This window comes from Cupriavidus sp. H39, from assembly GCF_050271075.1.
Taxonomy (GTDB): Bacteria; Pseudomonadota; Gammaproteobacteria; order Burkholderiales; family Burkholderiaceae; genus Cupriavidus; species Cupriavidus necator_B.
On the sequence record NZ_CP189846.1, the window covers coordinates 1,419,636 to 1,441,959 of the forward strand.

Consider the following 22,324-nt stretch of genomic DNA (forward strand, 5'->3'; position numbering starts at 1 on the left):
CTCTATCGAATGGTGAAATCTGTCGCGCTCAGCGGCGGCTGTCGGGGATGGCGAGCGCCGGGTAGTGCTCGGTCAGCTTGGCCGGCATCTCCACATCCAGGATGAAGCGGTCGCCGCGATACCAGAACTGCCCTGCCATGAGCACATTGCCGTCGACGTCCAGCGTCGATCGGACGATCCTGGCGATTGGCGCCCCGAACCCATAGGCGAGTTCGCGTGCCAGGATATAGTCGGCCGGCTCGACCGTCATGGTCTGCTGCATCATGCCAAGGCGATCGCCTTCAACCTGGCGCAGCAAATGAACGAGCTTGTGGTGCTTTTCGCCGCCGCGCGGAAAGCGGGCAAACACCGACGAGGCCACGTACATTTCGATCAGGCAGAACGGCGTGCCGCCGTGCACATGCAGCTTGCGCACCATCACATAGCTGTCCAGCGGCGTGCCGCGCCGGGCCAGCCCCGGCCGCAACGCCACGCCCTTGCGCATTTCGAGGATGCGGATCTCCAACTCGTCGCCGTGGGCCGATTCGTCATTGATGGCCGAGCGCAGCCCTTCTCCGGGTGCCGAGGGCTGCTTGATGACGTGGGTGCCACGACCGCGCTGGCTGCTGACCAAGCCCTCTTCCGTCAGCACCGCGAAGGCCTGGCGCACGGTAACCTTGGCGATCCCGTAGATCTGCGCCAGGTCGTCCACGGTGGGCAGTTGCATGCCCACCGGGTACTCGCCAGAAATGATCTTGTGCCGGATGATGCTGGCGAGCTGCCGGTATCGCGTCACGCCGCCGGTGCCGTCGTCGGCGAGGGGGACGACCTCGTTGGCAGGGGCGTTGCTAGCGTTCCACGTCACGACACCAGCTCCCGTGGCACGCGCACCGGCATGGTCAGCAGGATTTGCGCCATCCCCTTGCCAAGGGGATCATTGCGCAGCGACGCCATGCCACCGCCATCGAGGGCCGAGTCGCAGACAAAGTTCATGGCGTCGAAGCCGGGCAGGTCGTAGCGGGTCACCGGCCCGTTGACCAGGTGCCCAAGCCAGTCAGCCACACGGTCCACTGTCACTTGGGCCCGCAGCACGGGCAAATACACCGGTCGGCGCGCAATCAGCCCGATGTTGGAGGTATCCCCCTTGTCGCCGCTGCGGCCATAGGCCAGCCGTATCAACGGAACTTCGACGGTATCGTGTCCCGCAGGCCCAGTGTCCGTCTGTTCAGCGACTGCAGGCGCCGCAGGCGCGACCGGTGCTGAAGGCTCACCCAAAGGAATGGTCACGCCGCTGCGTACACCGTCCACCACCACCACCGGGCTCAGGGCGCTCTTGTCGAGCAGGAACGCATACTGGCGGATCGACGGCGAGGGACTGGAGCGCCCACCACTTGAGCCAGTCGTGCCAGGCGCCCAACTGGTACCCGCCGCGGCAATTTCACGCGCGAACAATTCCAGCGCCGCCTTCTCCGGATGCATGACCGCCAGCCGCATCACCGCCTCGCGGGTATGCCGGACGGCAGCATGTGGCCCAAAGCAGGACTCAGCGCCCAGCACCTCGATCCGGGTGCGACTGTAGTCTCCCCAGCCGTTCTCCGCGAAGAGTTGGCGCGTGCGGACAAGGATCGCCTGCGCCGTACGTTCCGCCTTGGCGACCGCGTCGACGCCGACGATGGAAAGCTGCGCGTTGCAGCGAAAGCCCTCGACATAGGTGGCACAGACCTTATAGGCATTGCCTGGGGCCCGCCCGCGTGCGCCGCTGACTTCGACCAGGTCTGGTGCGGCTTGCCGAAGGGTTACCTGCGTGAAATCGCAGGTGACATCTGGCAGCAGGTAGGTGGCCGGGTCGCCGATCTCATACAGTACCTGCTCGCCGACCGTGGCGGTATTGACCAGTCCCCCGGTGGCGGGCGGCTTGCCAACAAGGAAGGTGCCGTCGGCACGGCACTCGACCACCGGATAGCCGATGTTGTGCCAGTCCGGAACGCTTTCCCAGTCGGTATGCAGGCCGCCCGTTGCCTGGCACCCACATTCGATGATGTGGCCGGCCAGGCTGCCTTGCGCCAGGCGATCATAGTCGTCCGCCTGCCAGCCGAACTCGTGCATCAGCACGCCGAGTGTCACGGCACTGTCCACGCAGCGTCCGGTGATGACGATCTGGGCGCCCCGATCCAGCGCTTGTTTGATCGGCAAGGCACCCAGATACGCATTGGCGCTGACCACCTTTTCTGGCAACGGGCGGCCTTTCTGCATGTCTTGCACGCCGGCTTCGCGCAGCTGGGGAAGCAGGGGCATCACGTCATCGCCTTCCACCACGGCGATGCGCAGCGTCAGGCCCTGTTCCGCCGCCAGCGCGGCAATGGCCTGCGCACACCCGTGCGGGTTCATGCCGCCGGCATTGCTGACCACGCGGATCCCGCGCGCGGCGATCTCTCCGAGCAGGGTCTTCATTGTCACCGTCACGAAATCGGTGGCGTAACCCAGTTCCGGCTTGCGCAATCGGGCTGCGGCCAGAATCGACATGGTCAGTTCGGCCAGGTAGTCGAACACCAGGTAATCGATATCGCCGTGGCGCACAAGCTGTGGCGCGCCGACGCTGCTGTCGCCCCAGAAGCCCGAAGCCCCGCCAATGCGTACCGTTTTCGCGTCCATTCCCATCTCCCTATCTGCCAGTCCACATGGGCTGGCGCTTCTCGCGGAATGCCAGCTGGCCTTCGCGCGCGTCCTCGGTCAGTGCAAACAGCCCGATCTGGCTTTCGGTGAACGCCATGGACTGCTCGAACGACATGGTTTCCATATGTTTGACCGTGTACAGCCCCCGACGGATGGCGGCGGGCGAATTGTTCCGCAGGCGGGTCAGCAGCAAGTCCAGTCGGGCGTCGAGATCGTCGCTGACATCGTTGATGAGCCCCGCGGCCAGCGCTTGCCTCGCGGACAGTGGGTCGCCGCACAGGCACATTTCGGTGAGCGTGCGACGTGGCACCAGGTGCTGCAGCACGCTCAGGACCTGCGCCGGGAACAAGCCCAGCTTGACCTCCGGCAGGCCGAAGCGGGCGCCTTCGCTGGCTATTGCCAGATCGCACATCGCCATCAGCCCCATGCCGCCCGCCATGCAGGTGCCATTGACACGGGCGATCAGCGGCACCGTTGACTGCCTGGCACAGCGGAAAAGGTCCGCCATCCCCAGGTAGGGCTCGGCGTAATCGAAGGCAAAGGATTTGCCGGTCTGCAGATCGGCGCCGGCGCAGAACGCCTGTTCGCCCGTTCCGGTAATGACCACGGCGCGGATGTCGGCATCGCGGTTGGCGCGCAGGAGGCCGTCGCGAAGTCCCTGCAGCACCCCCGGCGTGATGGCATTGCGGCGCTCCGGCCGGTTGATGGTCAGGTAGAGTGCTGCGTCCCGGACCTCGCTCAGCAGTTCATCATTCATGCGGGGTTTCTCCTTCGGTGCGTTGCGCTTGTGACCCATCCCTGGAGATGCCTGACGCGAACAGCGTATCGATGGCGTCGTCGTCGTAGCCGGCCTCACGCAGGATCTCGCGGCTGTGCTCACCCAGGGCGGGCGCATGGCGTCGGCTGGTCGGCGGGGTGCCATGCCATTCGCTGGGCACCGCCATCTCCCGGATACGCCCGACGGCCGGGTGGTCTGATTCGCTGAAGAAACCGATGTCCTGCAAATGGGGATCGTCCAGCAGCGACTCGAACGTGTGCATCGGAAAGACCGGCACATCGGCGTCCTTGAGCAGGGTGCGCCATTCGTCGGTGGTGCGCTTGGCCATTTCGTCGCTGACCATGGCATACAGGTCGGTGATGTTGGCGGTGCGGGTGTTGATGTTGGCGAGGCGCGGATCGGTGTCGTACAGGTCCGGCTTGCCAATGACCTCGAGGAAGGCCCGCCAATGATGATCGTGATAGATCAGGCAGCAGACATGTCCGTCCTTCGTCCGGTACGGGCGCCGCTCCGGCGAAAGCAGGCGCGGATAGCCGAAGCCGCCCTTTGCCGGGACGAAGGTCTCGCCATACAGGTGGTCTCCCATCACATAGGGAACCATGGTCTCGAACATGGGGACATCGACGCGCTGGCCCTTGCCGGTGCTCGTGCGCGAATACAGGGCGGCACAGATTACGCCGAAAGCGTAGAGTCCGACCGAGCGATCCGCGATGGTGATCGGCAGATATCGGGGGCTGTCGCCGCTGCCCAGCGAAACGGCCACGGGCAGGCCGGTCGCGGCCTGGATCAGGTCATCGAAGGCAGCCTGGGGCGCGTAGCGTCCGCGCTGCGAAAAGCCGAACATGCCGACATAGACCAGGCGCGGATTGATGGCCGACAGCGTTTCATAGTCCAGCCCCAGCCGCTGCATGGCCTGCGGGCGCACGTTGTAGGCCAGCACGTCAGCATCCCGCACCAGGCAGAGCAGGGCCTCACGCCCCTCGGGCGCTTTCAGGTCAAGCACGATGCTGCGCTTGTTGCGGTTCAGGCCAAGGAAGAGCGGCCCCAGCTTTTCATCGCCGCAGGGACCTATGCCGCGCGTACTGTCTCCGCCCGGCGCCTCGACCTTGATCACGTCGGCGCCCAGGTCAGCCAGCATCTGGGTGGCCGAGGGCCCCATGAAGACTGACGTGATGTCAATCACTTTCACGCCGGCCAGCGGCCCCGTTGTCTGCTCTGTCTTCATATCCTTTTCATCTCGGTGGGGCCATGTATGACGGCTGGCACGAAGGCCGCCGTTGCCTGCCGATTGGCCGTGGCATCGCGCTTGCAACAACACATCGATCATCGGTCGAACTCCGGCCTGGCTAGCTCAGGTATCCGCTTCTTGATTCTCGAGATGGTGTGGAGCTTCACCCGCTGCGCCCACGGCCCATCGATGGTGCGCAGGTTCTTGCCCATGAGATGCGCCAGGCCAAGCTCGTCACTGAGCTGCGCAAGGGACGTCTCGACATCGAGCGAGAGGTTGGTGACAAGAACGTCGCCGCCATGGAAGACGAGGCTGTTCGACCAGAGAAAACCGATGGGTGCGCCCTTGCGATCGATGCCGCCGAAGTCGCCGAGCTTGGCAATTACCTGCCCCTTGGTTGGCTCGAGCACCTGAATCTCGTTGGACTGATTGCAAGCGATCCAGAGATTGTCGTGCTCGTCGATGACCAGGCCGTCGGGCCCGCCGCCGATGCGATTGACGAAGACTTCGGGCGTGCCCGGCTCCAGCGTCGGGCCGGTGACGGGGATCCTGACAACGACGTCATTCGCCGTATTGGCGACAAACAGAGCCGTCTTCTTGTTGTTGAACGCCAGGCCATTGGCGCCGATGGTCGGTGGTATCCGCGTGGGCTTCAGCAGCGCGCTGGTGACCCAGGCTGACGCTTCGCCGCCATCGGGTCCGACTTTCCAGATGATGCCCTGGTGGGCGTCGGTCACGTAGACGTTTCCGGCGGGGTCGAACGTCATCCCGTCGAGGCCGGGGTTCTTGCCGCTGACCGTCATGAACACGGACGAGGCACCCGTCCTGGGATCGACGCTCAGGACCTTCGCACCCAGGTAGTCGACGATGAGCAACTGGCCTGTCCGGGGATGGAAGCCGAGGTCGAGCAACAATCTGCTCGAGCCTTTGATGCTGACAGTGCGCAGGTGCTTGCCCTGCGGGTTGAACACAATAAGCGTGCCCTCGCTTGCCCTGGGCTTGTTCACCGCCACCGTGACGACATAGACGTTGCCCTCCCGGTCCACGGTGATGCCCTCGGGATGCGCCTCACCCGGTGGCAAAGTGGCGAATGTCTCAACCTTGCCGCGCTCCCACGCTCTTGCGACTAGCGGCGTCGCCAGCAACACGAGCAAAATCAGCATCGGCAGTATCGGCATCCCGCGGGACTTGATCATTCTCATGTTGCACTCGCTCAATCTCGGGATTGATGGATCGTCACGCATTGATCTGACCGGTGTCGTACACGCTGGTCGGCAAGGCGCAGAGGCACGGCACCGCGCAGGCCGACGAGCGGCCTGCCGTGGTGTCAGTCGCTCATTAATCGGTGGTAACGTCGGCGCCGTTGCCGCGGACATAGGGCATCGGTCCGATGCCGCGCGCCGCCGCGAGCGTGTGGAGGGCGTACTGGATCGAGAGCGCGTCATTGAGCGAGTGGAAGGTTCCATCCTCGTTGAAGCTGACTTGCGCACCTTCAATCCAGGCGATGGTGATCGTGTCCTCGGTGTTGTCCTCGGGGGTGTAAAAGGTGTGCACCGAGCCACCGGGCTCGTACAGGTAGGAGCCCGCCGTCTGCGGCTGGTCGGGGTACTCGCGATACTTCCAGCAGCCCTGAATGGTCCACACCTGCGCCGTGCCGGTGTGGTAGTGAATCGGCAGGGAACAGCCGGGTTCCACGATGGCCATGAAGACCCACTCTCCGCGCTCCGGGTCCAGGCGCAGCGGCTTGATGTGGATGCCTGGAAAGACATCCTTGATCAGCGGGATCTGCTCGATGTTGACGGTCAGGAGCTTGTCCTGCGGTAAGGCCGGCAACGGCAGCGCGGCGCCGGTGGATGTGGTCGGCTGGGTCGGGAGTCTTGCGGTCATGTGTTGTTCCTTTCACTGCAAACGTTGAGAGCGGAAACTGTCCGTTGGTGAAACGGAGGCGGAAGGCCGGTCCGGCAGAGAACTTCAGAATTGGGACGCAGCACTCGGATGAATCAGAGCGTCCAGTTCGACGGTAAAGCGTGGCCAGCTGTTGCAGGCCCGCAAGCCGTTAAACTCCTAAAGTTCTAATGATAGGAGTTTATAGCCCGCAAAAGAATTTCCCAGCCCTTGTTTACCCTAGAGGTTGAGCGAGGGCCTTTAGCTTTGCTTGCGCTCGGTAGGTGGCCGGCGTTGGGGTTCGGTGATGGCAGGCACCGCTTTCAATGCGGAGGCGGGAAGGTCGACTTCGGAGACGTAGCGGTCACCCCGATACCAGGTGACGCCTGCGTACAGTACGCTGCCTTTGCCATCCAGCAGGCATCGCGACATCTTGGCGACAGGAGAGGCGAACGGAATCTTGAGCATGTCGCACAGCGGATAATCCGCCGGCATCACGGTTGTGCGTTGGCGAACTCGCTTGTTTCGCGAGCCCTGTTCATCCAGCACCGCGGCGAGAAGCTTCTTTTTCTTGGCGGTGTCCTTGGGCAAGGAGTCGAAGACCTGGGTCAACACATAGATCTCCGCGTAGCAGAACGGCTCGCTGGAATAGGTGTGCAGCTTGCGGACACAGACGTAATCGCCATTCGACTGGTCGCCCGGTCCGAGCAGTTCCGGCGGCACCGGTGTGCCGCGCCGTATTTCAAGTACTTCAAAGCCCAGCGCCTGCGGCGCGGCGAACGGATCGTTGATCGCCAATTCGATGTCGCCGGTAGCTGCAGGGATGGCAGCCACGTGAGTGCCGACACCCCGCTGGCTACGGATCAGCCCTTCTTTAGAAAGCAATTCATACGCCTGCCGGACGGTAACCACGGCCACGCCCAGGTCAGTGGCGAGCTGCGTGATCGGCGGCAGCAGCATGCCGAGCGGATACTCGCCCTTTGCGATCCGATACCTCAGCAACGAAGCCAGCCGCTGATATTGCGTAACGCCCCGTTCTGCCGACAGCTCCGGGCGCTCAATCCCCGTACTTCGATCGTCCGTCATTCCGATTGCCTAATCTTCTGTACCTTGGAGTATGCACCAGAAGAACGGGTGGGCGCTTCGCTGGCGGGCGTCGCGGCAGGAACTGGTAAACTCGACGGCTTCTGGATGGCTATAACCACAAGATGCCTGCCGCTGTCTCCGCTACAGATCACCGTCCCCGCGTCGCCGCCGAGCGGCGCGCGCGCATGCGCAAAAGGCTGCTGGAAAGCGCGATGATCGTGTTCGCGCAGAAGGGGCTCGGGGCCAGCGTCATTCCGGAAGTGGTGGCCGCGGCGGAAGTCTCGAAAGGCTCGTTCTACAATTATTTCCGCACCAACGAGGAATTGCTGGTGGCGGTCAGCGAGGAATTGAGCAACGAGATGCTGGCGCTGATCGAGGGCGCCGTGGGCGGCATCGAGGACCCGGCGCTGCGAGTGGCCACCGGCGTCCGCTCGTACCTGCATCTGGTGCGCTCCTATCCGATCGTCGCCCGCTTTCTTTGCAGCGCCGGCCTCAGCCTGGCCGGCAAGGGCAGTGCCATGTTCGACTACCTGCCGCCGGACCTCAAGGAAGGCCAGAAGCGAGGCTTCTTCAGCCCCATGCCGATCGACGCCGCGGTCGACCTGGTCGCGGGCACCTCCCTCATTGCCGTGCATCGAATGACTCACAGCCGCACGGCCAAGCGCTATCCGGAAACCCTGGTCGAGGCCATGCTGCGTGGACTCGGCATCGGCGCGGCCATGGCGCACGCCTTGACCGAAGCGCCCATCCCAAAGCTGACGGCTCCGCCCGATTCGTTGCTTGCCAAGACGCAAGTACGAACGGATGCCGCGAACGGCGCCGCCTCCTGACTCGTTGGATCGGTCCGGCTTGTCCGCCGCCAGGTTCATCCTCGCGCGATACCAAGGGTAGCGGCCAAGGCGCCGACAAGCTGAGCCTCGTCTGCATCGGGCAGGGTCCGAGCGATCTCGTCGGCGCTATGTGCCTCGATCCCCAGCGCTCGCAGCGCCATGGCGGCCGCTTGCTCTGAATAGTCTTCCCGGCTGTCCGATTCCTGCATCCGCTGGATCGTGCCCAGCACAGCCCCGACAACGATATTGAGCGCGATGGCCATCGGCATGCGCGTGAAGCGCCCTTGCCGAAAGCCATCCTCGATGTCCGTGCGCACGAATTCCAGCATATTCGGCCCCTGGTCGCCCGGCCATCCCACATGCGCGAGAAAGCCAGCGACGGCTGGGTAGTGCAGAGCAAGCCGCGATGCCAGTCGAATGCCGCGCGCCACCAGCCGCGCCGGATCGTTGCTTCCGCGCACCAACGGATCGACGGTGCGGACGATCTGGTTGGCGATTTCAGTGGTCAGTTCCCGGACGATGGCATCTGGCGACGAGAAGTACTTGTAAAACGTTCCGCGCGATACCTCCGCCTCCCGGATCACGTCGTCGACCGACATCGTCGCATGGCCCTTGCTAGCTACCAGCCGCAGGGCGCTGTTCAGCAGTCGCCCACGCATTCGCTCGCGGCGTTCGGCGCCCACCCGCTGGCGGTGGTTCGCCGTTTGCGGGGGCTGACTCCCTGCAACGAGCTGACTGTCTGGGTGATCCTCAGGCCGATCTGCGTCGATCTTCGGTGAGACATCGGGTTTTGTCATGATGTAATTATGGTCATTATGAAAGATGGGTTCATCGAGGCGCCGTCGTCTTGCTGCGTTGCGCGATAGGCCTGACTGACACGGGACACCCGGTCTTCCCCGTTTCTTGCAGCAAGCCCAAATGATGCGTGCCCATTGCCCGGTCCGGATTCCGGCCGCAAGCGCTCCACAGCGCTCCGCCGCGCACATTCGACTTCAGCCCTCTGTTCCGCATCCGATGGCACGGGGTCAGTGGCGCACCCGTACATAGTACACTAAATGTCATCCTGACAACTCGTCAAAGTTGATATATAGTTCGCCTCGTCGATACCGACGCCCCCATCCCTGAGCGACTGGACTACCTCGTCAGGCGAGCCCGGCCCATGCGGCTCGACGCATTTTTGGCGGATTGGCGCACGGCGGCCAGCACCCCACAACGGCCACCCCGCAGCGATCTGAAAGGAAGGCAGAAATTGACCCTAATCCCTAAAACCCTAGCCCTTACACTGATCGCGGCCTACGCGGTCGCCGCCTGTTCGCGCGCCGAGCCCGTTCAGCATGAGGAAGTGCGTCCGGTGCGAACCATCATTGCCGGTCAGACCCCGGGCACTGTCGGCGCGAGCTATTCAGGTGAAATCCGTGCCCGGTACGAGAGCCAGCTTGGCTTCCGCACAGGCGGCAAGATCGTCGCCCGGCTCGTCGACGTGGGCGCCCACGTCAAGCGCGGACAGGTATTGCTTCGGCTTGACCCGACGCAGGAGGCCTTGCAAGTGACGGCCGCCGCCGCTGAAGTCGATGCGGCACGCAGTCGGGTCGCGCAGGCGCGTGTGGACGTAAAGCGAATCGAGCAACTTCTGGCGCGTAATTTCGCTTCGCAGGCTGAGCTAGACCAGCAGCGGCTCGCGTTGGATCAGTCCGAAGCCCAATTGCGCTCCGCGCTGGCGCGCCAGAGGCTGAATGCGAACCAGGAGGGGTTCACCACACTGGTGGCGGACCGCGATGGGGTGGTCAGCACGATCAGCGCCGAGGCCGGCCAGGTCGTGGCGGCGGGGCAGTCGGTTGTGACAGTGGCGGCGGATGATGAGCGCGAGGTCGCGATCAGCATTCCGGAGTCCCGTGTCGAAGAACTGCGCAAGGCCAAGTCGCTGCAGGTCTCGGTCTGGGCTCATCCGGACAAGACCTGGACTGGCACGCTCCGAGAGTTGGCCCCGGACACCGATAGCGTGACGCGCACCTATTCGGCCCGTGTTTCGATTCAGCATCCGGACGAGACGCTGCTGCGACTCGGCATGACCGCGTCGGTGTTCGCGCCGGATGTAGACGGTAACCGCGCGATACGCGTGCCATTGACCGCGATCGTGGATCGTGACGGCGGCCGTCAAGTGTGGATCGTGCCCCCCAAGAGCTCGCGGGTCCAGGCGCGCGACGTCCAGCTTGGCAGCGCGCAGAAGGACAGCGTACTGGTGACCGCGGGCCTGTCCGGTGGCGAGACGGTGGTGACGGCCGGCGTGCATATGCTCAAGGCTGGGCAGCGCGTCAAAGTCGTAGCGGCCGCGGCCCCCGCAGGGAGCGCCAAATGAAGGGCATCAACCTCTCTGAATGGGCGCTCAAGCACCCGCAGATGATCGCGTTCCTGCTGCTGCTTTTTTCCGTGACCGGCATCATGGCCTACACAAGCCTGGGCCAGAAGGAGGACCCGGAATTCACCATCAAGACCATGGTGGTGCAGGCCTACTGGCCCGGCAGTTCGGCCGAGCAGATGGCAGACCAAGTCACCGACAAGATTGAGCGCAAGCTGCAGGAAGTGGCGGAGATCGACTACACCTCCAGCTATGTGAAGCCGGGCGAGACCCAGGTCAAGATCAACCTGCGAGAGGACTTGCCGCCGAAGGCGGTCCCGGATGTCTGGTACCAGGTACGCAAGAAGCTGGGCGATATCCGCCAGACCCTTCCCCAGGGCACGCAAGGCCCGTTCTTCAACGACGAGTTCGGCGATACCTTCGGCAATATGTATGCGCTGACGGGAGACGGCTTCAGCTATGAGGACCTGCGCCGCTTCGCCGACGCCGCACGCAACGAATTTCTGCGTGTGTCCGACGTAAATAAGGTGGACCTGATCGGCAAGCAGGAAGAGAAGATCTATGTGGAGATGTCCACCGCCAAACTGGCCTCACTCGGCCTGGATCCGGCCCTCATCGCCTCGACGCTGGCCCAGACCAACGCGGTGACCGCTGCCGGCACGGTACAGACCCCGAGCGAGCGGGTGCGCCTGACAGTGGGTGGTGAGTTTGATTCGGTCGATAACATCCGCGCGATTGGCATCCATGCCGGCAACCGGACTTTCCGACTTGGCGATATTGCCGACGTTCATCGCGGCTTTATCGAGCCGGCGGCACAACGCATGCGTTTTAACGGCACCGAGACGATGGGCTTGGCGGTAAGCATGCGCAAGGGTGGCGATGTGATCCACCTGGGCGAGCAACTGGACGAAACCGTGCGGCGCATCCGCGCCGAACTGCCGGTCGGCGTGGAGATTCATGCCGTCAGCGACCAGCCCCGTGTGGTCGAGCACTCGGTATTCGAGTTCAAGAAGAGCCTGGCCGAGGCCGTGGTGATCGTGCTGGCCGTCAGCTTCCTTTCACTGGGCGTGCGCAGTGGGCTGGTGGTGGCCATGAGCATCCCGCTGGTACTGGCCATGACCTTTCTTGCCATGTACCTGCTCGGCATTGACCTGCAGCGGATTTCGCTGGGCGCGCTGATCATTGCACTTGGCCTGTTAGTGGACGACGCTATCATCGCCGTCGAAATGATGTCCCTGAAGCTTGAACAAGGCTGGGACAAGTTCCGTGCCGCCACCTACGCGTACACGGCGACTGCATTCCCAATGTTGACCGGCACGCTTATCACCGCAGCTGGCTTCCTGCCAGTGGGCTTTGCCAAGTCGGGAACTGGCGAGTACGTGTTTTCGCTGTTTCAGGTCGTGGGCATTTCGCTGGTGCTGTCGTGGGTGGTCGCAGTTCTGTTCACGCCATATATCGGTTTCAAGCTGCTCAAGCAGGAAGCGCACGCTTCCCATGACGAAGATGCGGTGTATCAGCGCGGCTTCTACGTCAAGTTCCGCCATTTCATCGACTTCTGCCTGACGCACCGCCGCTGGGTGATCGCCATCACCTTCGCCCTGTTTGCCGGCTCCCTGGTGCTGTTCAAGTTCGTGCCACAACAGTTCTTCCCGGCATCGGACCGCCCTGAGCTGATCGTGGACCTGTGGATGCCCAAGGCCTCGACGTTCGATGCCAGCGAGCGGGAGGTTCGGGATATCGAACGCCTGCTCAAGCGCGACGCCGACATCGAAGCCGTAACGAGCTTCGTCGGCAACGGCGCGCCCCGGTTCTACCTGCCGCTGGACGTACAGACGCCCAATCTGAACCTGGGCGAGCTGATGATCATGACCAAGGGTGGCGAAGCACGCGAGCGCGTCATGGCGAAGATCGACAAGCTGTTCGACGAGCGCTTCGCCAACGTGCGCGGCCGGGTTCTGCGGCTGGAGAACGGCCCGCCCGTCGGCTATCCCGTCCAGTTCCGCGTCTTTGGCAACGACAACGCCAAGGTTCGGGAAATTGGAGAGCGCGTGGCCGCCATCATGCGTGACAACCCGAACCTGCGCCGGGTCAATGTCGACTGGGGCGAGCGGGTCAAGCGCATGCAGGTCGATGTCGACCAGGACAAGGCACGCGTGCTCGGTGTCAGCTCCGGCCAGATCAAGGAAGCGCTGCAGGCGTCGCTGTCCGGCACGCCGGTCACCCAGTACCGCGAAGGGGACCATGGGTTGGACGTGGTCGCGCGCCTGGTTGAGACTGAACGCACCGACCTGAATAACCTCAAGGATGCCAAGATCTATCTGCGCGACGGCAAGTTCGTGCCGGTTTCGCAGGTCGCGCGATTGTCGCTGGAGAGCGAGGACAGCGAACTCTGGCGGCGCAACCGCATCCCGACGCTGACCGTACGCGCCGATGTCTCGGGCGGCCAGGCGCCGGACATTACCCGGGCGCTGATGCCGAAAATCGAGGCGCTGACCAAGGGGCTGCCGCTGGGTTATGGCATCGACGTCGGTGGCGCGACCGAATCGAGTGCGAAAGCGCAGAAGTCGGTGTTCGCCGTCATGCCCGTGACCGTCATCATCGTGCTCTTGCTCCTGATGATCCAGTTGCAGGACATGAAGAAGATGGGGCTGGTGCTGCTGACCGCGCCGCTGGGCTTGATTGGCGTGAGCGCGATCATGGCTGCCTTCCACATCCCGTTCGGCTTCGTGGCGATGCTGGGGGTGATTGCGCTGGCCGGCATGATCATCCGCAACTCGGTGATTCTCGTGGTGCAGATCGACCACGACGTGGCGTCGGGCGTGCCACTGTGGACGGCTATCGTCGAATCCGCCGTACGTCGACTGCGGCCTATCGTTCTCACCGCCCTGGCCGCCATCCTCGGCATGGTGCCGTTGACCCACTCGGTGTTCTGGGGCCCGATGGCGTGGGCCATCATGGGCGGCCTGGCCGTCGCAACGTTGCTGACACTGGTGTTCCTGCCTGCGCTGTACGCGGCCTGTTTCCGCGCCCAACGCGCTGGCACGGACTGACGGGCATTCAAGACAAGAGAGTTTCCCAATGATGACCATTTCAAACACCGCCCGCCGGGCGGCGCAGGCGGCGTTCGCCCTGCTTCTGGCGGCGGGCGCCGGAAAAGCGGGCGCGATGGACCTGGTTGAAGCGTATTCGCAGGCCTTGCACAACGATCCGACGACACTCGCTGCTGACGAAGCGCTCAGCGCCGGGCGCGAGAAAGCGGTGCAGGGGAACGCGTTACTGCGTCCGCGCATCAACCTGCAGGCCGGCGTGTCCCGGATCAATAATCGCTCTTCCGCCGACCTGCCGCCAGCGCTCTCCGGGCTCGCGCCGTCCAATACCAATGGCACGGTGCGGCAGGCGTCGGTGCAGCTGGTGCAACCGCTCTACGACAAGTCCGCGAGCGCGACCCGGCGGCAATTGCGCGAGCAGTCCGAACTCGCGCAGACGCAGTTCGAACACTCCCAGGAGAATCTCGCGTTGCGGGTGGCCGATGCCTATTTCGGTGTCCTGGTGGCAGAAGAGACGCTGCGCGTCGTGCAGGCCGACAAGCGCGCGCTGGGCCAGCAGCGTGACCGTGCCAAAGCGCGCTTCGATGTGGGCCAGGGCAAGATCACTGACCTCCAGGAGGCCCAGGCGCGGCTCGACGGCGTGGAAGCGCGGGAAGTGTCGGCCAAGTCGACGCTGGAACTGCAACGCACGCGCTATCGCGAGACTGTCGGCGTCGCGCCGGAGCGGCTCTCGGCTCTGGCGCCGAACTTCGCCGCGCAGCCACCCCTGCCGGACGACCTGTCAGCGTGGCAGATGAAGGGTGAGGATCGGAATACCGTGGTCAAGACCAGGCAATCCGAGCTGGAAATTGCCGGGGCGGAAATCGACAAGTTCCGCCTTGCCAGCCGGCCGACGCTGAACCTGGTGGCCGGTTATGGCACCGAGGATCAGAACGGCAACCTGTCGCCGCTGGTTGCGCGGCAGGGAAACCGCTCGGCGCTGATCGGACTCCAGCTCAATATCCCGATTTACGCCGGCGGCGGGATCGACTCGCGCGAGCGAGAGGCCGCTGCCAGGCGGCGCCAGGCCGAGCAGGAACTTTCCGCCGCGCGACGCGACGTGCGTTTGCAGGTGCAGGACGGGTTCCTTGCGGTCAAGACTGGCGTGTCTCGCATCGCTGCGCTCGAGCAGGCGCTCGTGTCGGCGCGCAGCGCCCTGGAGTCGACCACACTCGGGCGCGACGTGGGTACGCGTACGCAGCTGGACGTTCTCGACGCGCAGCAGCGCATGTATGCCTCGGAGCTGGACTTGATCCAGGCGCGCGTCGACTATCTGATGGGGCGCCTCCGACTGGAAGCGGCGGCCGGCGAACTGAATGAGGACAGCCTGCGCGCGTTGAGCGCATGGCTGGCGTCGTGATGCGCGCAACGCAGATGAACTTCGCTTGCGCCCCGACGACACCGCCACCGATGTCGGCTCTGGCGCACAAGGCAGCCGGCATGGCGCGCCGCCTGACGTTGTTGTTCGCAGCCGCCGCACTGACGGCCTGCTCGACTGCGCGGCCGTGGATCAATGCGCCGATTACCGCGAATTCCCCGCTTCCGTCGGTGACCGCGGTGCAAGTGCCGGAACAGTCGCCACCGCCGAGCATCGTCGCAGCCGTTGCGCTGTCCGGCGGCGGTGCGCGTGCAGCGGCGTTCGGCCTCGGCGTGCTTGAGGAAATGAAGGCCACGCGTTTCAACTGGGAAGGCCGCAGCACGACACTGCTTGATGAGGTCGGCCTGGTCAGTGGCGTGTCAGGCGGTAGTGTGCTCGCTACTTATTTCGCGGCGTTCGGCGACGAGACCCTGACGCGCTTCGAGCCCGAATTCCTGCTGACGGACTTCCAGGGTGGCCTCGTCGGCCATGTCCTGGCGCCAGGCACTCTGTACAGGATGACCTCGCCATGGTTCGGCCGCACCAATGTCCTGCAGGAAAAACTTGACGCGCTCTACCGGGGCAAGACCTTCGGTGACCTGCGCGCCCGAAGCCGTGGGCCGCATCTGTTGGTGACCGCGACCGACCTTACCACCGGGGCGGCGTTCGAGTTCACCCCTGAACAGTTTGCCCTGATCTGTTCCGACCTTGGCAGCGTGCCCTTGTCATTTGCCGTGGCCGCGTCGTCATCGGTCCCGATCCTGCTCAGTCCTGTGACACTGCGCAACTATGCCGGCGCCTGCCCGCAAGCCGGCCAATTGGCCGACACCATACGCAGCGACCGCAACCTGCAGGCGAGGATGCTGCATGCCAGTGCGCAAAGCTATCTCGATGCCGAGAACCGGCCTTACCTGCATCTTGTCGACGGGGGCCTGGTTGACAACCTGGGCGTGCGTGGCCTGCTGGACCGTACCGCGGCGCGTGGCTCGCTCGATGCGAGTTTCGGCAACCTGCCTGCAGGTTCCATACGCAAGATCGTACTGATCAGCGTGAATTCCGAACGCGACACCGCAGAGCGCATCGACCGTAGTGACCGGGTGCCCGTGACACCCCAGGTGCTGGATTCGCTGATATTCGGCGCCGGCTCCCGTGCCACCAGTGAAACCATCGCGGCAATGGATGACAACGCCCGCCGCTGGGCGAAGGAGCTGACGGCAGTGCGGGGCACGAAGGACAGCCCGTTTGCGCCGGACGCAGAAATTCATGTGATCAGTGTCAGCCTGCGCGACGTGAAGGACGCGGGAGTCCGACAGGCACTGCTCCAGGTACCGACAGCGCTGACGATCCTGCCGGGACAAGCGCATCAGTTGGTGGAGGCGGGCCGCGCGGCGCTGCGCGATTCCGCCGAATTCCTGCGGCTCCGGGAAAGCCTGAATCGGGTAGAGGACAGGCCAGGCCTGCACGCAAATCATGACGAATGATGTCATCGGAGGTTGCAACCCTTTTCCTTATTGCAAATCTCGCTCCCCAACGTTGCAACGACCCTTAACAGTCCCCAGCCGGCACGCTAGCCCGACCCGCCGGGGCGCTGTCTCTACAGGAGCGATTGTTGCTTACCCATCTCCATGGTCTATGTTTGCCTTATGGCATGGGCGCGGGTTTGCTCCCATGCGCACATGGCGCAGCCGTCGCATGCGCGGCGGGTGCCCATTCGATCGCTACATTCGCGACATAGGAGGTTGCCATGGCACGTCGAGACAGGGAAACAGAAGAGGAAAAGCTGGTCGGTACGGAAGATGCCGAAGCCACAGCTGGGTCGGAGGGCGGCGATCGGGGCACGCGCCGCGCACGCTATGGGTTGCGCGAACCCGCACGCGTTGCCGCGGATGAATTCGGCGGCCCTATCATCGGTTTCGTCCGGGATACCCTGACGGGGACGCTGCGTGCGACTGGCACGGTGGCAAGCGACGCGGTTGATATCGTTCGCGATGTCTTGACAGGTGCGGTACACGCGACGGAGGAAGTCGGCACTGAAGCGCTGGGCACTGTCAACACGCTCGGAACGGGTGTCGTTTCGGTAGCGCGGGACATTATCGCAACAGGCGTGGGCGGTGTGCGCCAGGTGGCCGGATCTGCGGCGACAGGTCGGACGCCGATGCGTGCCGAAGTGGAGAGCCCGACAACGAAGGAGACGTCTACCACGGCATGATGCCGTTGCCGTTGCAAATCATGCGAAGCGCGTCAGCGCGTGCAGCGCCAAACCAACGAGACCGCCGATCAGCGTGCCGTTGATGCGCACGAACTGGAGATCACTCCCGACTTCGACTTCGATCTTGCGGGTAACGGTTGCGGTGTCCCAACGCCGCACCGTATCCGCAATCAACTGCGCGAGTTCATGACGCTGAGCGGCAATGGTGGTGGCGAGCGTGTAGCGGGCGCGTTCATTTAGCCGCGCCTGCAACGCCCGGTCCTGAAGCGCATCATGCGCCCACTGCGAGATGATGGCGCGCAGGCGGGCTCTGACCAGGGAGTCCGGCGACCGCGTGTCGGTGCGCAGCATCTCTGTCAGCTCGGCTAACACGTTGCGGATCCAGCCGGAAAACGCAGGATGCGCGAGCATGTCCTCGCGCAGTTTCTCCCACTGTGTAAGAAATGCCGGTGATTCGGCCAGCGTGATGATCCACCCATGCGCCACTTCGGTAAAGCGGCCGCGCCATGGATGGTCCGGCATGTCTCGCACCTCGGCGAGCGCTTCGTCCATAACTCGGATCAGTGAATCCGAAATTTTTTCGTCCAGCGACACACGTTGCCAGATCCAGCCCGTGCTTTCGCGCACGCGCTGCCGTATCGCGTCCTTGTTCAGGTGAAGCAGTTGCACCTGCTCTTCGAACAGCCGCGTAATTATTTTGTCATAATCGATTCCCTTCGAAATCTGGGTCAGCACGCTCGACGCAATGGGTGCCAGTTCGACACGGCCTATGTGGTTTGCCAGCGTCTCGCGTGCCAGGTTCTCGAGATCTTTACTGTCGGCCTTGGCCAGCAGTTCGGGCGCAAGCTCTGCCAGGTAGTCGGCAATCTGAGCGGTCTGTGCCGGCCTGTCGATCCAGCGTATGAAAGAGCCGGCCAGATCGATATCGGCAAGCTTGGCGGACACCACTTCTTTGGACAGGAAATTTGCTTCGAAGAAGGCGCCGAGGTTGCGCCCGATGCGGTCCTTGTTTCGTGGAATGATCGCGGTGTGCGGCAAAGGCAGGCCGAGCGGATGTCGAAACAGCGCGGTGACCGCGAACCAGTCGGCGATGCCACCCGCCATGCCGGCTTCGGCGAATGCGCGCAGGAACCCGATCGCCGGGTGCGCATCTTCGTACCGGCGTGCGACGATGAACAGCGCGGCCATGCCGATCAGCAGCCCGGTCGCGGCCCATTTCATGCGGCGGAGGTCGCGCGATTTCGCGTTCGGGGGCGTCGGTGGGGCGGCTGGCAATTCCATGGCTTTGTCCTATGCTTGCATTTTTACGGGGCATGAGCGTGAGCTTGCAACTGCGTTATCCCACGGCCCTTTCGCACGCGGCCCCGCGCGGGGCGGTTCGCAAGAACGTCGACGCCACGCCGGTCGTCCCTTTGCACACTGTGCGCGGCCGTGCGCGACTACATGTGTCGCGACTGTATCGCGATGAGATAGCTTGCGCAGCCCTCGCACAGCAATTGTGCAAGACAGCCGGCATTGTCAATGTCCGGGCCAATGCGTGGACCGGCAACGTCGTCGTGCTATTCGATTCCGCGTGTTCGCTGGATGCCATTATCGCCTGCATCTTCGCGCAGGGCGGGGAGACGAGTGCCAGCGCCCCCGCCGCGCGCGCGTCCGGTGTCAATGAACCGGTGGTGCGTCCCGACTTCGGGGCGCACATCAGCCGCGCGCATGTTGTCACCACACCGGCTGGCGCGGCACAGACCGGCCTTGCGGGGCGGCCTTGGCACACCGTTCACGCCAGGGAGGCTTTGCTGGCGATGGGCTCGACGATGGAGCGGGGCCTGTCACATCGCACCGCGCGTCGCCGACTGCTGGCCCACGGTCCGAATCAACTCGACCCGCCCCGGCTGCGCTCGGCGTTGGAGATGTTCGTCGCTCAGTTCAAGAGCCTGCCGGTGGCACTTCTAGCCGGCTCGGCCATCGTGTCGATCGCCACAGGTGGCCTCGCCGATGCACTGGTGATCGCCAGCGTGGTGCTTATCAATGGCGCGATCGGCTACGCAACGGAATCACAGGCCGAGCGCGCAATCCATGCACTTGACGACATGACGCAACGCCAGGCGATGGTGCTGCGCGATGCGGAACTGCGTCGGGTCGATGCGCGCGAGCTTGTCGTCGGCGACATTCTCGTCCTCACGGCGGGCGTCTATATCGGCGCCGATGCGCGCGTGATTGACGCGCGCCAGCTGAGCGCCGACGAATCGACGATGACAGGGGAAAGCCTTCCCGCGCAGAAATCGCCGAAGCGCCTGCGGGAGACAGAGGTGCCTCTGGCCGAGCGCACCTGCATGGTATACATGGGCACTACCGTCGTCAGCGGAAGCGGACTGGCCATGGTCGTCGCGGTGGGCAGGGCGACCGAGCTGGGCATGGTCCAGATGCTTGTCGGCTCGACCCGACCGCCCGCCACGCCCATGCAAAGACAGCTCCAGCACTTTGGCAACCAGACGGTGCGCCTTGGCAGTGCCATGTGCGCACTGGTCTTCGTGATTGGCATGCTGCGCGGGCTGGGCCTCGGGGCCATGTTCAAGACCTCGGTCGCGCTCGCCGTGGCGGCTGTGCCAGAAGGGCTGCCCACCGTGGCGACGACGACGCTGGCGCTTGGCATCCGCCGCATGCGGCGGCACAACGTCCTTGTGCGCCGGCTCGACGCGGTGGAAACGCTTGGCGCGGTACATACCGTGTGCTTTGACAAGACCGGTACCCTGACCGTGAACCGTATGCGGGTGCTCGCCATGCACGCGGCGATGCATCGCAGTACCGTTGCAGATGGCAGGCTTTATGCACCTGAAGGACGTATCGATCCGCTCGCGGATGATGCAGTATTGCGCCTGCTGCATGTCGCCGTCCTCTGCAATGAAGCCCGGCTCGATCGCGGCCCGGACCGCTTCCAGCTCAACGGCTCGTCGACCGAACTTGCGCTGCTCGAATTCGCGCTTGCCGCCACGGTCGAGGTCGATGCCGTGCGTGCGCGCCATCCTTTGCTCGAGGTGGCGTACCGCACCGATGAGCGCAACTATATGTGCACGCTGCATGGGAGCGAGGGTGGCAGCAGACTATTGGCGGTGAAGGGCAACCCCGCCGAGGTGCTGGCGCTCTGTGGCGAGCATGCGGCCGACGGACATCGCCTGCCGCTCACCGACGCAGATCGCGAATCGATTCTCGCGGCCAACCACGAGATGGGGGCGGAGGGGCTGCGCCTGCTCGGTTTCGCCTATGCCACGGGGGAGGGCAGATTCGACATCGAAGCCCGTCCGCTGTGCTGGCTCGGCATGCTCGGACTGGCCGATCCCATCCGCAATGGCGCGCGGGAACTCATCGATCTGTTCCACCATGCCGGCATCAAGACCGCGATCATCACCGGCGACCAGGCTGTGACCGCCCATGCGGTTGGCAAGACATTGGGAGTGGGCGGCGATGGCGGACCGGCGGTTGTCGAAGCACGCCAGATCGCCGGCATGAAACCAGATGAGTTCGCCAGGTTGGCGCAGCGCATGGATATCTTTGCGCGCGTCAGCGCGGCCAACAAGCTTCAGATCGTGCAGGGACTGCAGCGCGGCGGACAAGTGGTGGCAATGGTGGGCGACGGGATCAATGACGGTCCTGCGCTGAAGGCTGCGGACATCAGCGTGGCGATGGGACGGCACAGCACCGATCTGGCACGCGAGGTCGCGGATGTCGTGCTCGAGGACGACGAGCTGCAGACGCTGGCGGTGGCCATCAGCCAGGGGCGTGCCATCTACAGCAATATCCGCAAGTCCGTTCACTTCCTGGTTTCAACCAATCTCAGCGAAATCGTGGTGATGTTGGCTGCCGTGGGCGCCGGCGTAGTCCAGCCGCTAACGCCGATGCAGTTGCTGTGGATCAATCTGTTGAGCGATGTCTTCCCGGCGCTCGCGCTAGCCGTGGAGCCGCCTGAGCCCGATGTGCTGCGGGTTCCGCCGCGGGATGCCGGCGAACCGATCGTGGGGCGCTCGGATATGTCGCGCTTCGGCATGGAGGCGCTCGCCATTAGCGGCGGTGCCATTGCCGCTCATGCCTTCGCGGCGGCGCGCCACGGCGCCGGTCCGGCCGCCGGCACGGTGTCGTTCATGACCCTGACGCTGGGTCAGTTGCTGCATGCGTACAACTGCCGGACCGATAGCCGTAGCATGGGGACCGCGCCGGCACAGCACAATCGCTACCTGGACTTCGCCGTTGGCGGCGGGATGGCATTGCAGCTGCTGGCTGGCGTGATTCCAGGGCTGCGCAGCTTGCTTCGCGTGGCGCCGGTCAATGCACTGGACCTCGCTGCGATCGCAGCAGGTGCAGCGGCGCCGTACTGGATCAATGGCGCAGCGCGGCGGCAGCGCCATGCGCCCGTGGGCGCAGCCCGCCAAGACGACGGTATCTCGCTTAGATCAGCGCGGCAATGACCGCCACGGCGCAACGTTCGACGAGCGCGTCGACGGCCTTCTTGGCGATTGCGACAGCCAGCGAGGCCGTCCGCTCGCTCATTGCCGCGGAGGACCGCGCAAAGACGGGCGGGGGCAGGGTCACGCTTGTCGGGACATAGCCGTCGGCGCGCAGCGCTGCGATGATCAGATCGCCCGTGGTGAGGCGGGGATAGAAGCGGATGACGATACTGCCCGTCAGGGTGTTGGCGCACGCGTCACGCACGCCAGGCAGCGCATTGACCGTCCGCTCGATACGGCGCGCCCCGTCATCGTTGTGCTTGATCGCCGGCAGCTTCAAACGAAGGCGACCGGGCACGTGGTGAATCTCTCCGAGCTGCTCTTGCATGCTTGCAGCGCTTCTTCAGCGCATATTCCCGGCC

17 protein-coding genes are annotated in these 22,324 nt (G+C 64.1%); 7 read left to right on the top strand and 10 right to left on the bottom strand.

Features of this window, described 5'->3' with window-relative positions:
- Window positions 1-28: 28 nt before the first annotated feature.
- The 7 genes from ACOCMH_RS06845 to ACOCMH_RS06875 form a co-directional block, all read right to left on the bottom strand.
- A complete protein-coding gene (locus ACOCMH_RS06845; protein ID WP_427306147.1) occupies window positions 29-844 on the bottom strand; it encodes a GntR family transcriptional regulator in 816 nt (271 codons plus the stop codon).
- The gene (locus tag ACOCMH_RS06850) at window positions 841-2,631 is read right to left on the bottom strand and encodes an acyclic terpene utilization AtuA family protein (protein ID WP_427308389.1); all 1,791 of its coding nucleotides are present in this window, start codon (window positions 2,629-2,631) and stop codon (window positions 841-843) included. The genes ACOCMH_RS06845 and ACOCMH_RS06850 overlap by 4 nt, the downstream gene beginning before the upstream one ends.
- 10 nt (window positions 2,632-2,641) lie before the next feature.
- A complete protein-coding gene (locus ACOCMH_RS06855) occupies window positions 2,642-3,409 on the bottom strand; it encodes an enoyl-CoA hydratase/isomerase family protein (protein WP_427306148.1) in 768 nt (255 codons plus the stop codon).
- Window positions 3,402-4,655 carry a CaiB/BaiF CoA transferase family protein gene (locus ACOCMH_RS06860; RefSeq protein WP_427306149.1) on the bottom strand — a complete coding sequence of 418 codons (1,254 nt, stop codon included), beginning with the start codon at window positions 4,653-4,655 and terminating at the stop codon, window positions 3,402-3,404. The genes ACOCMH_RS06855 and ACOCMH_RS06860 overlap by 8 nt, the downstream gene beginning before the upstream one ends.
- Window positions 4,656-4,753: 98 nt before the next feature.
- On the bottom strand, window positions 4,754-5,860 hold the full coding sequence (locus ACOCMH_RS06865) for an SMP-30/gluconolactonase/LRE family protein (protein WP_427306150.1): 1,107 nt from the start codon (window positions 5,858-5,860) through the stop codon (window positions 4,754-4,756).
- A 136-nt stretch (window positions 5,861-5,996) separates the two neighbouring features.
- Window positions 5,997-6,545, bottom strand: coding sequence for a 2,4'-dihydroxyacetophenone dioxygenase family protein (locus tag ACOCMH_RS06870; RefSeq protein WP_427306151.1), 549 nt, complete (start codon window positions 6,543-6,545; stop codon window positions 5,997-5,999).
- 258 nt (window positions 6,546-6,803) lie between these two features.
- Window positions 6,804-7,628, bottom strand: coding sequence for a GntR family transcriptional regulator (locus ACOCMH_RS06875; protein ID WP_427306152.1), 825 nt, complete (start codon window positions 7,626-7,628; stop codon window positions 6,804-6,806).
- A gap of 185 nt (window positions 7,629-7,813) precedes the next feature.
- Here ACOCMH_RS06875 and ACOCMH_RS06880 point away from each other — a divergent pair, with 185 nt between their 5' ends.
- Complete coding sequence (locus tag ACOCMH_RS06880; RefSeq protein ID WP_427306154.1) at window positions 7,814-8,458, top strand: TetR/AcrR family transcriptional regulator; 645 nt, start codon at window positions 7,814-7,816, stop codon at window positions 8,456-8,458.
- Window positions 8,459-8,493: 35 nt separating this feature from the next.
- Here the strand turns inward: ACOCMH_RS06880 and ACOCMH_RS06885 are convergent, their stop codons facing one another.
- Window positions 8,494-9,255, bottom strand: coding sequence for a TetR/AcrR family transcriptional regulator (locus tag ACOCMH_RS06885; protein WP_427306155.1), 762 nt, complete (start codon window positions 9,253-9,255; stop codon window positions 8,494-8,496).
- A 362-nt stretch (window positions 9,256-9,617) separates the two neighbouring features.
- Between ACOCMH_RS06885 and ACOCMH_RS06890 the strand changes: the two genes are divergently transcribed.
- The 5 genes from ACOCMH_RS06890 (at window position 9,618) to ACOCMH_RS06910 (ending at window position 17,466) form a co-directional block, all read left to right on the top strand.
- The gene (locus tag ACOCMH_RS06890) at window positions 9,618-10,814 is read left to right on the top strand and encodes an efflux RND transporter periplasmic adaptor subunit (protein WP_427306156.1); all 1,197 of its coding nucleotides are present in this window, start codon (window positions 9,618-9,620) and stop codon (window positions 10,812-10,814) included.
- Window positions 10,811-13,864, top strand: a complete 3,054-nt coding sequence (locus ACOCMH_RS06895; RefSeq protein WP_427308391.1) for an efflux RND transporter permease subunit — start codon at window positions 10,811-10,813, stop codon at window positions 13,862-13,864. Before ACOCMH_RS06890 ends, ACOCMH_RS06895 begins: the two co-directional genes overlap by 4 nt.
- 28 nt (window positions 13,865-13,892) lie before the next feature.
- Window positions 13,893-15,260, top strand: a complete 1,368-nt coding sequence (locus ACOCMH_RS06900) for a TolC family outer membrane protein (protein WP_427306157.1) — start codon at window positions 13,893-13,895, stop codon at window positions 15,258-15,260.
- Window positions 15,245-16,738 (top strand): patatin-like phospholipase family protein, encoded by a 1,494-nt coding sequence (locus tag ACOCMH_RS06905; protein WP_427306158.1) that lies wholly within the window; start codon window positions 15,245-15,247, stop codon window positions 16,736-16,738. The genes ACOCMH_RS06900 and ACOCMH_RS06905 overlap by 16 nt, the downstream gene beginning before the upstream one ends.
- Before the next feature lie 263 nt (window positions 16,739-17,001).
- Entirely contained in the window at window positions 17,002-17,466 is a 465-nt protein-coding gene (locus tag ACOCMH_RS06910) for a hypothetical protein (protein ID WP_427306160.1), read from the top strand.
- 18 nt (window positions 17,467-17,484) lie between these two features.
- Here ACOCMH_RS06910 and ACOCMH_RS06915 read toward each other — a convergent pair whose 3' ends face one another.
- On the bottom strand, window positions 17,485-18,747 hold the full coding sequence (locus ACOCMH_RS06915; protein ID WP_427306161.1) for a DUF445 domain-containing protein: 1,263 nt from the start codon (window positions 18,745-18,747) through the stop codon (window positions 17,485-17,487).
- A 44-nt stretch (window positions 18,748-18,791) separates the two neighbouring features.
- Between ACOCMH_RS06915 and ACOCMH_RS06920 the strand changes: the two genes are divergently transcribed.
- Window positions 18,792-21,923, top strand: a complete 3,132-nt coding sequence (locus ACOCMH_RS06920; RefSeq protein WP_427306162.1) for a cation-translocating P-type ATPase — start codon at window positions 18,792-18,794, stop codon at window positions 21,921-21,923.
- Here ACOCMH_RS06920 and ACOCMH_RS06925 read toward each other — a convergent pair.
- The gene (locus tag ACOCMH_RS06925; protein ID WP_427306163.1) at window positions 21,904-22,290 is read right to left on the bottom strand and encodes an HMA2 domain-containing protein; all 387 of its coding nucleotides are present in this window, start codon (window positions 22,288-22,290) and stop codon (window positions 21,904-21,906) included. The genes ACOCMH_RS06920 and ACOCMH_RS06925 overlap by 20 nt on opposite strands.
- Between the last annotated feature and the right edge of the window lie 34 nt (window positions 22,291-22,324).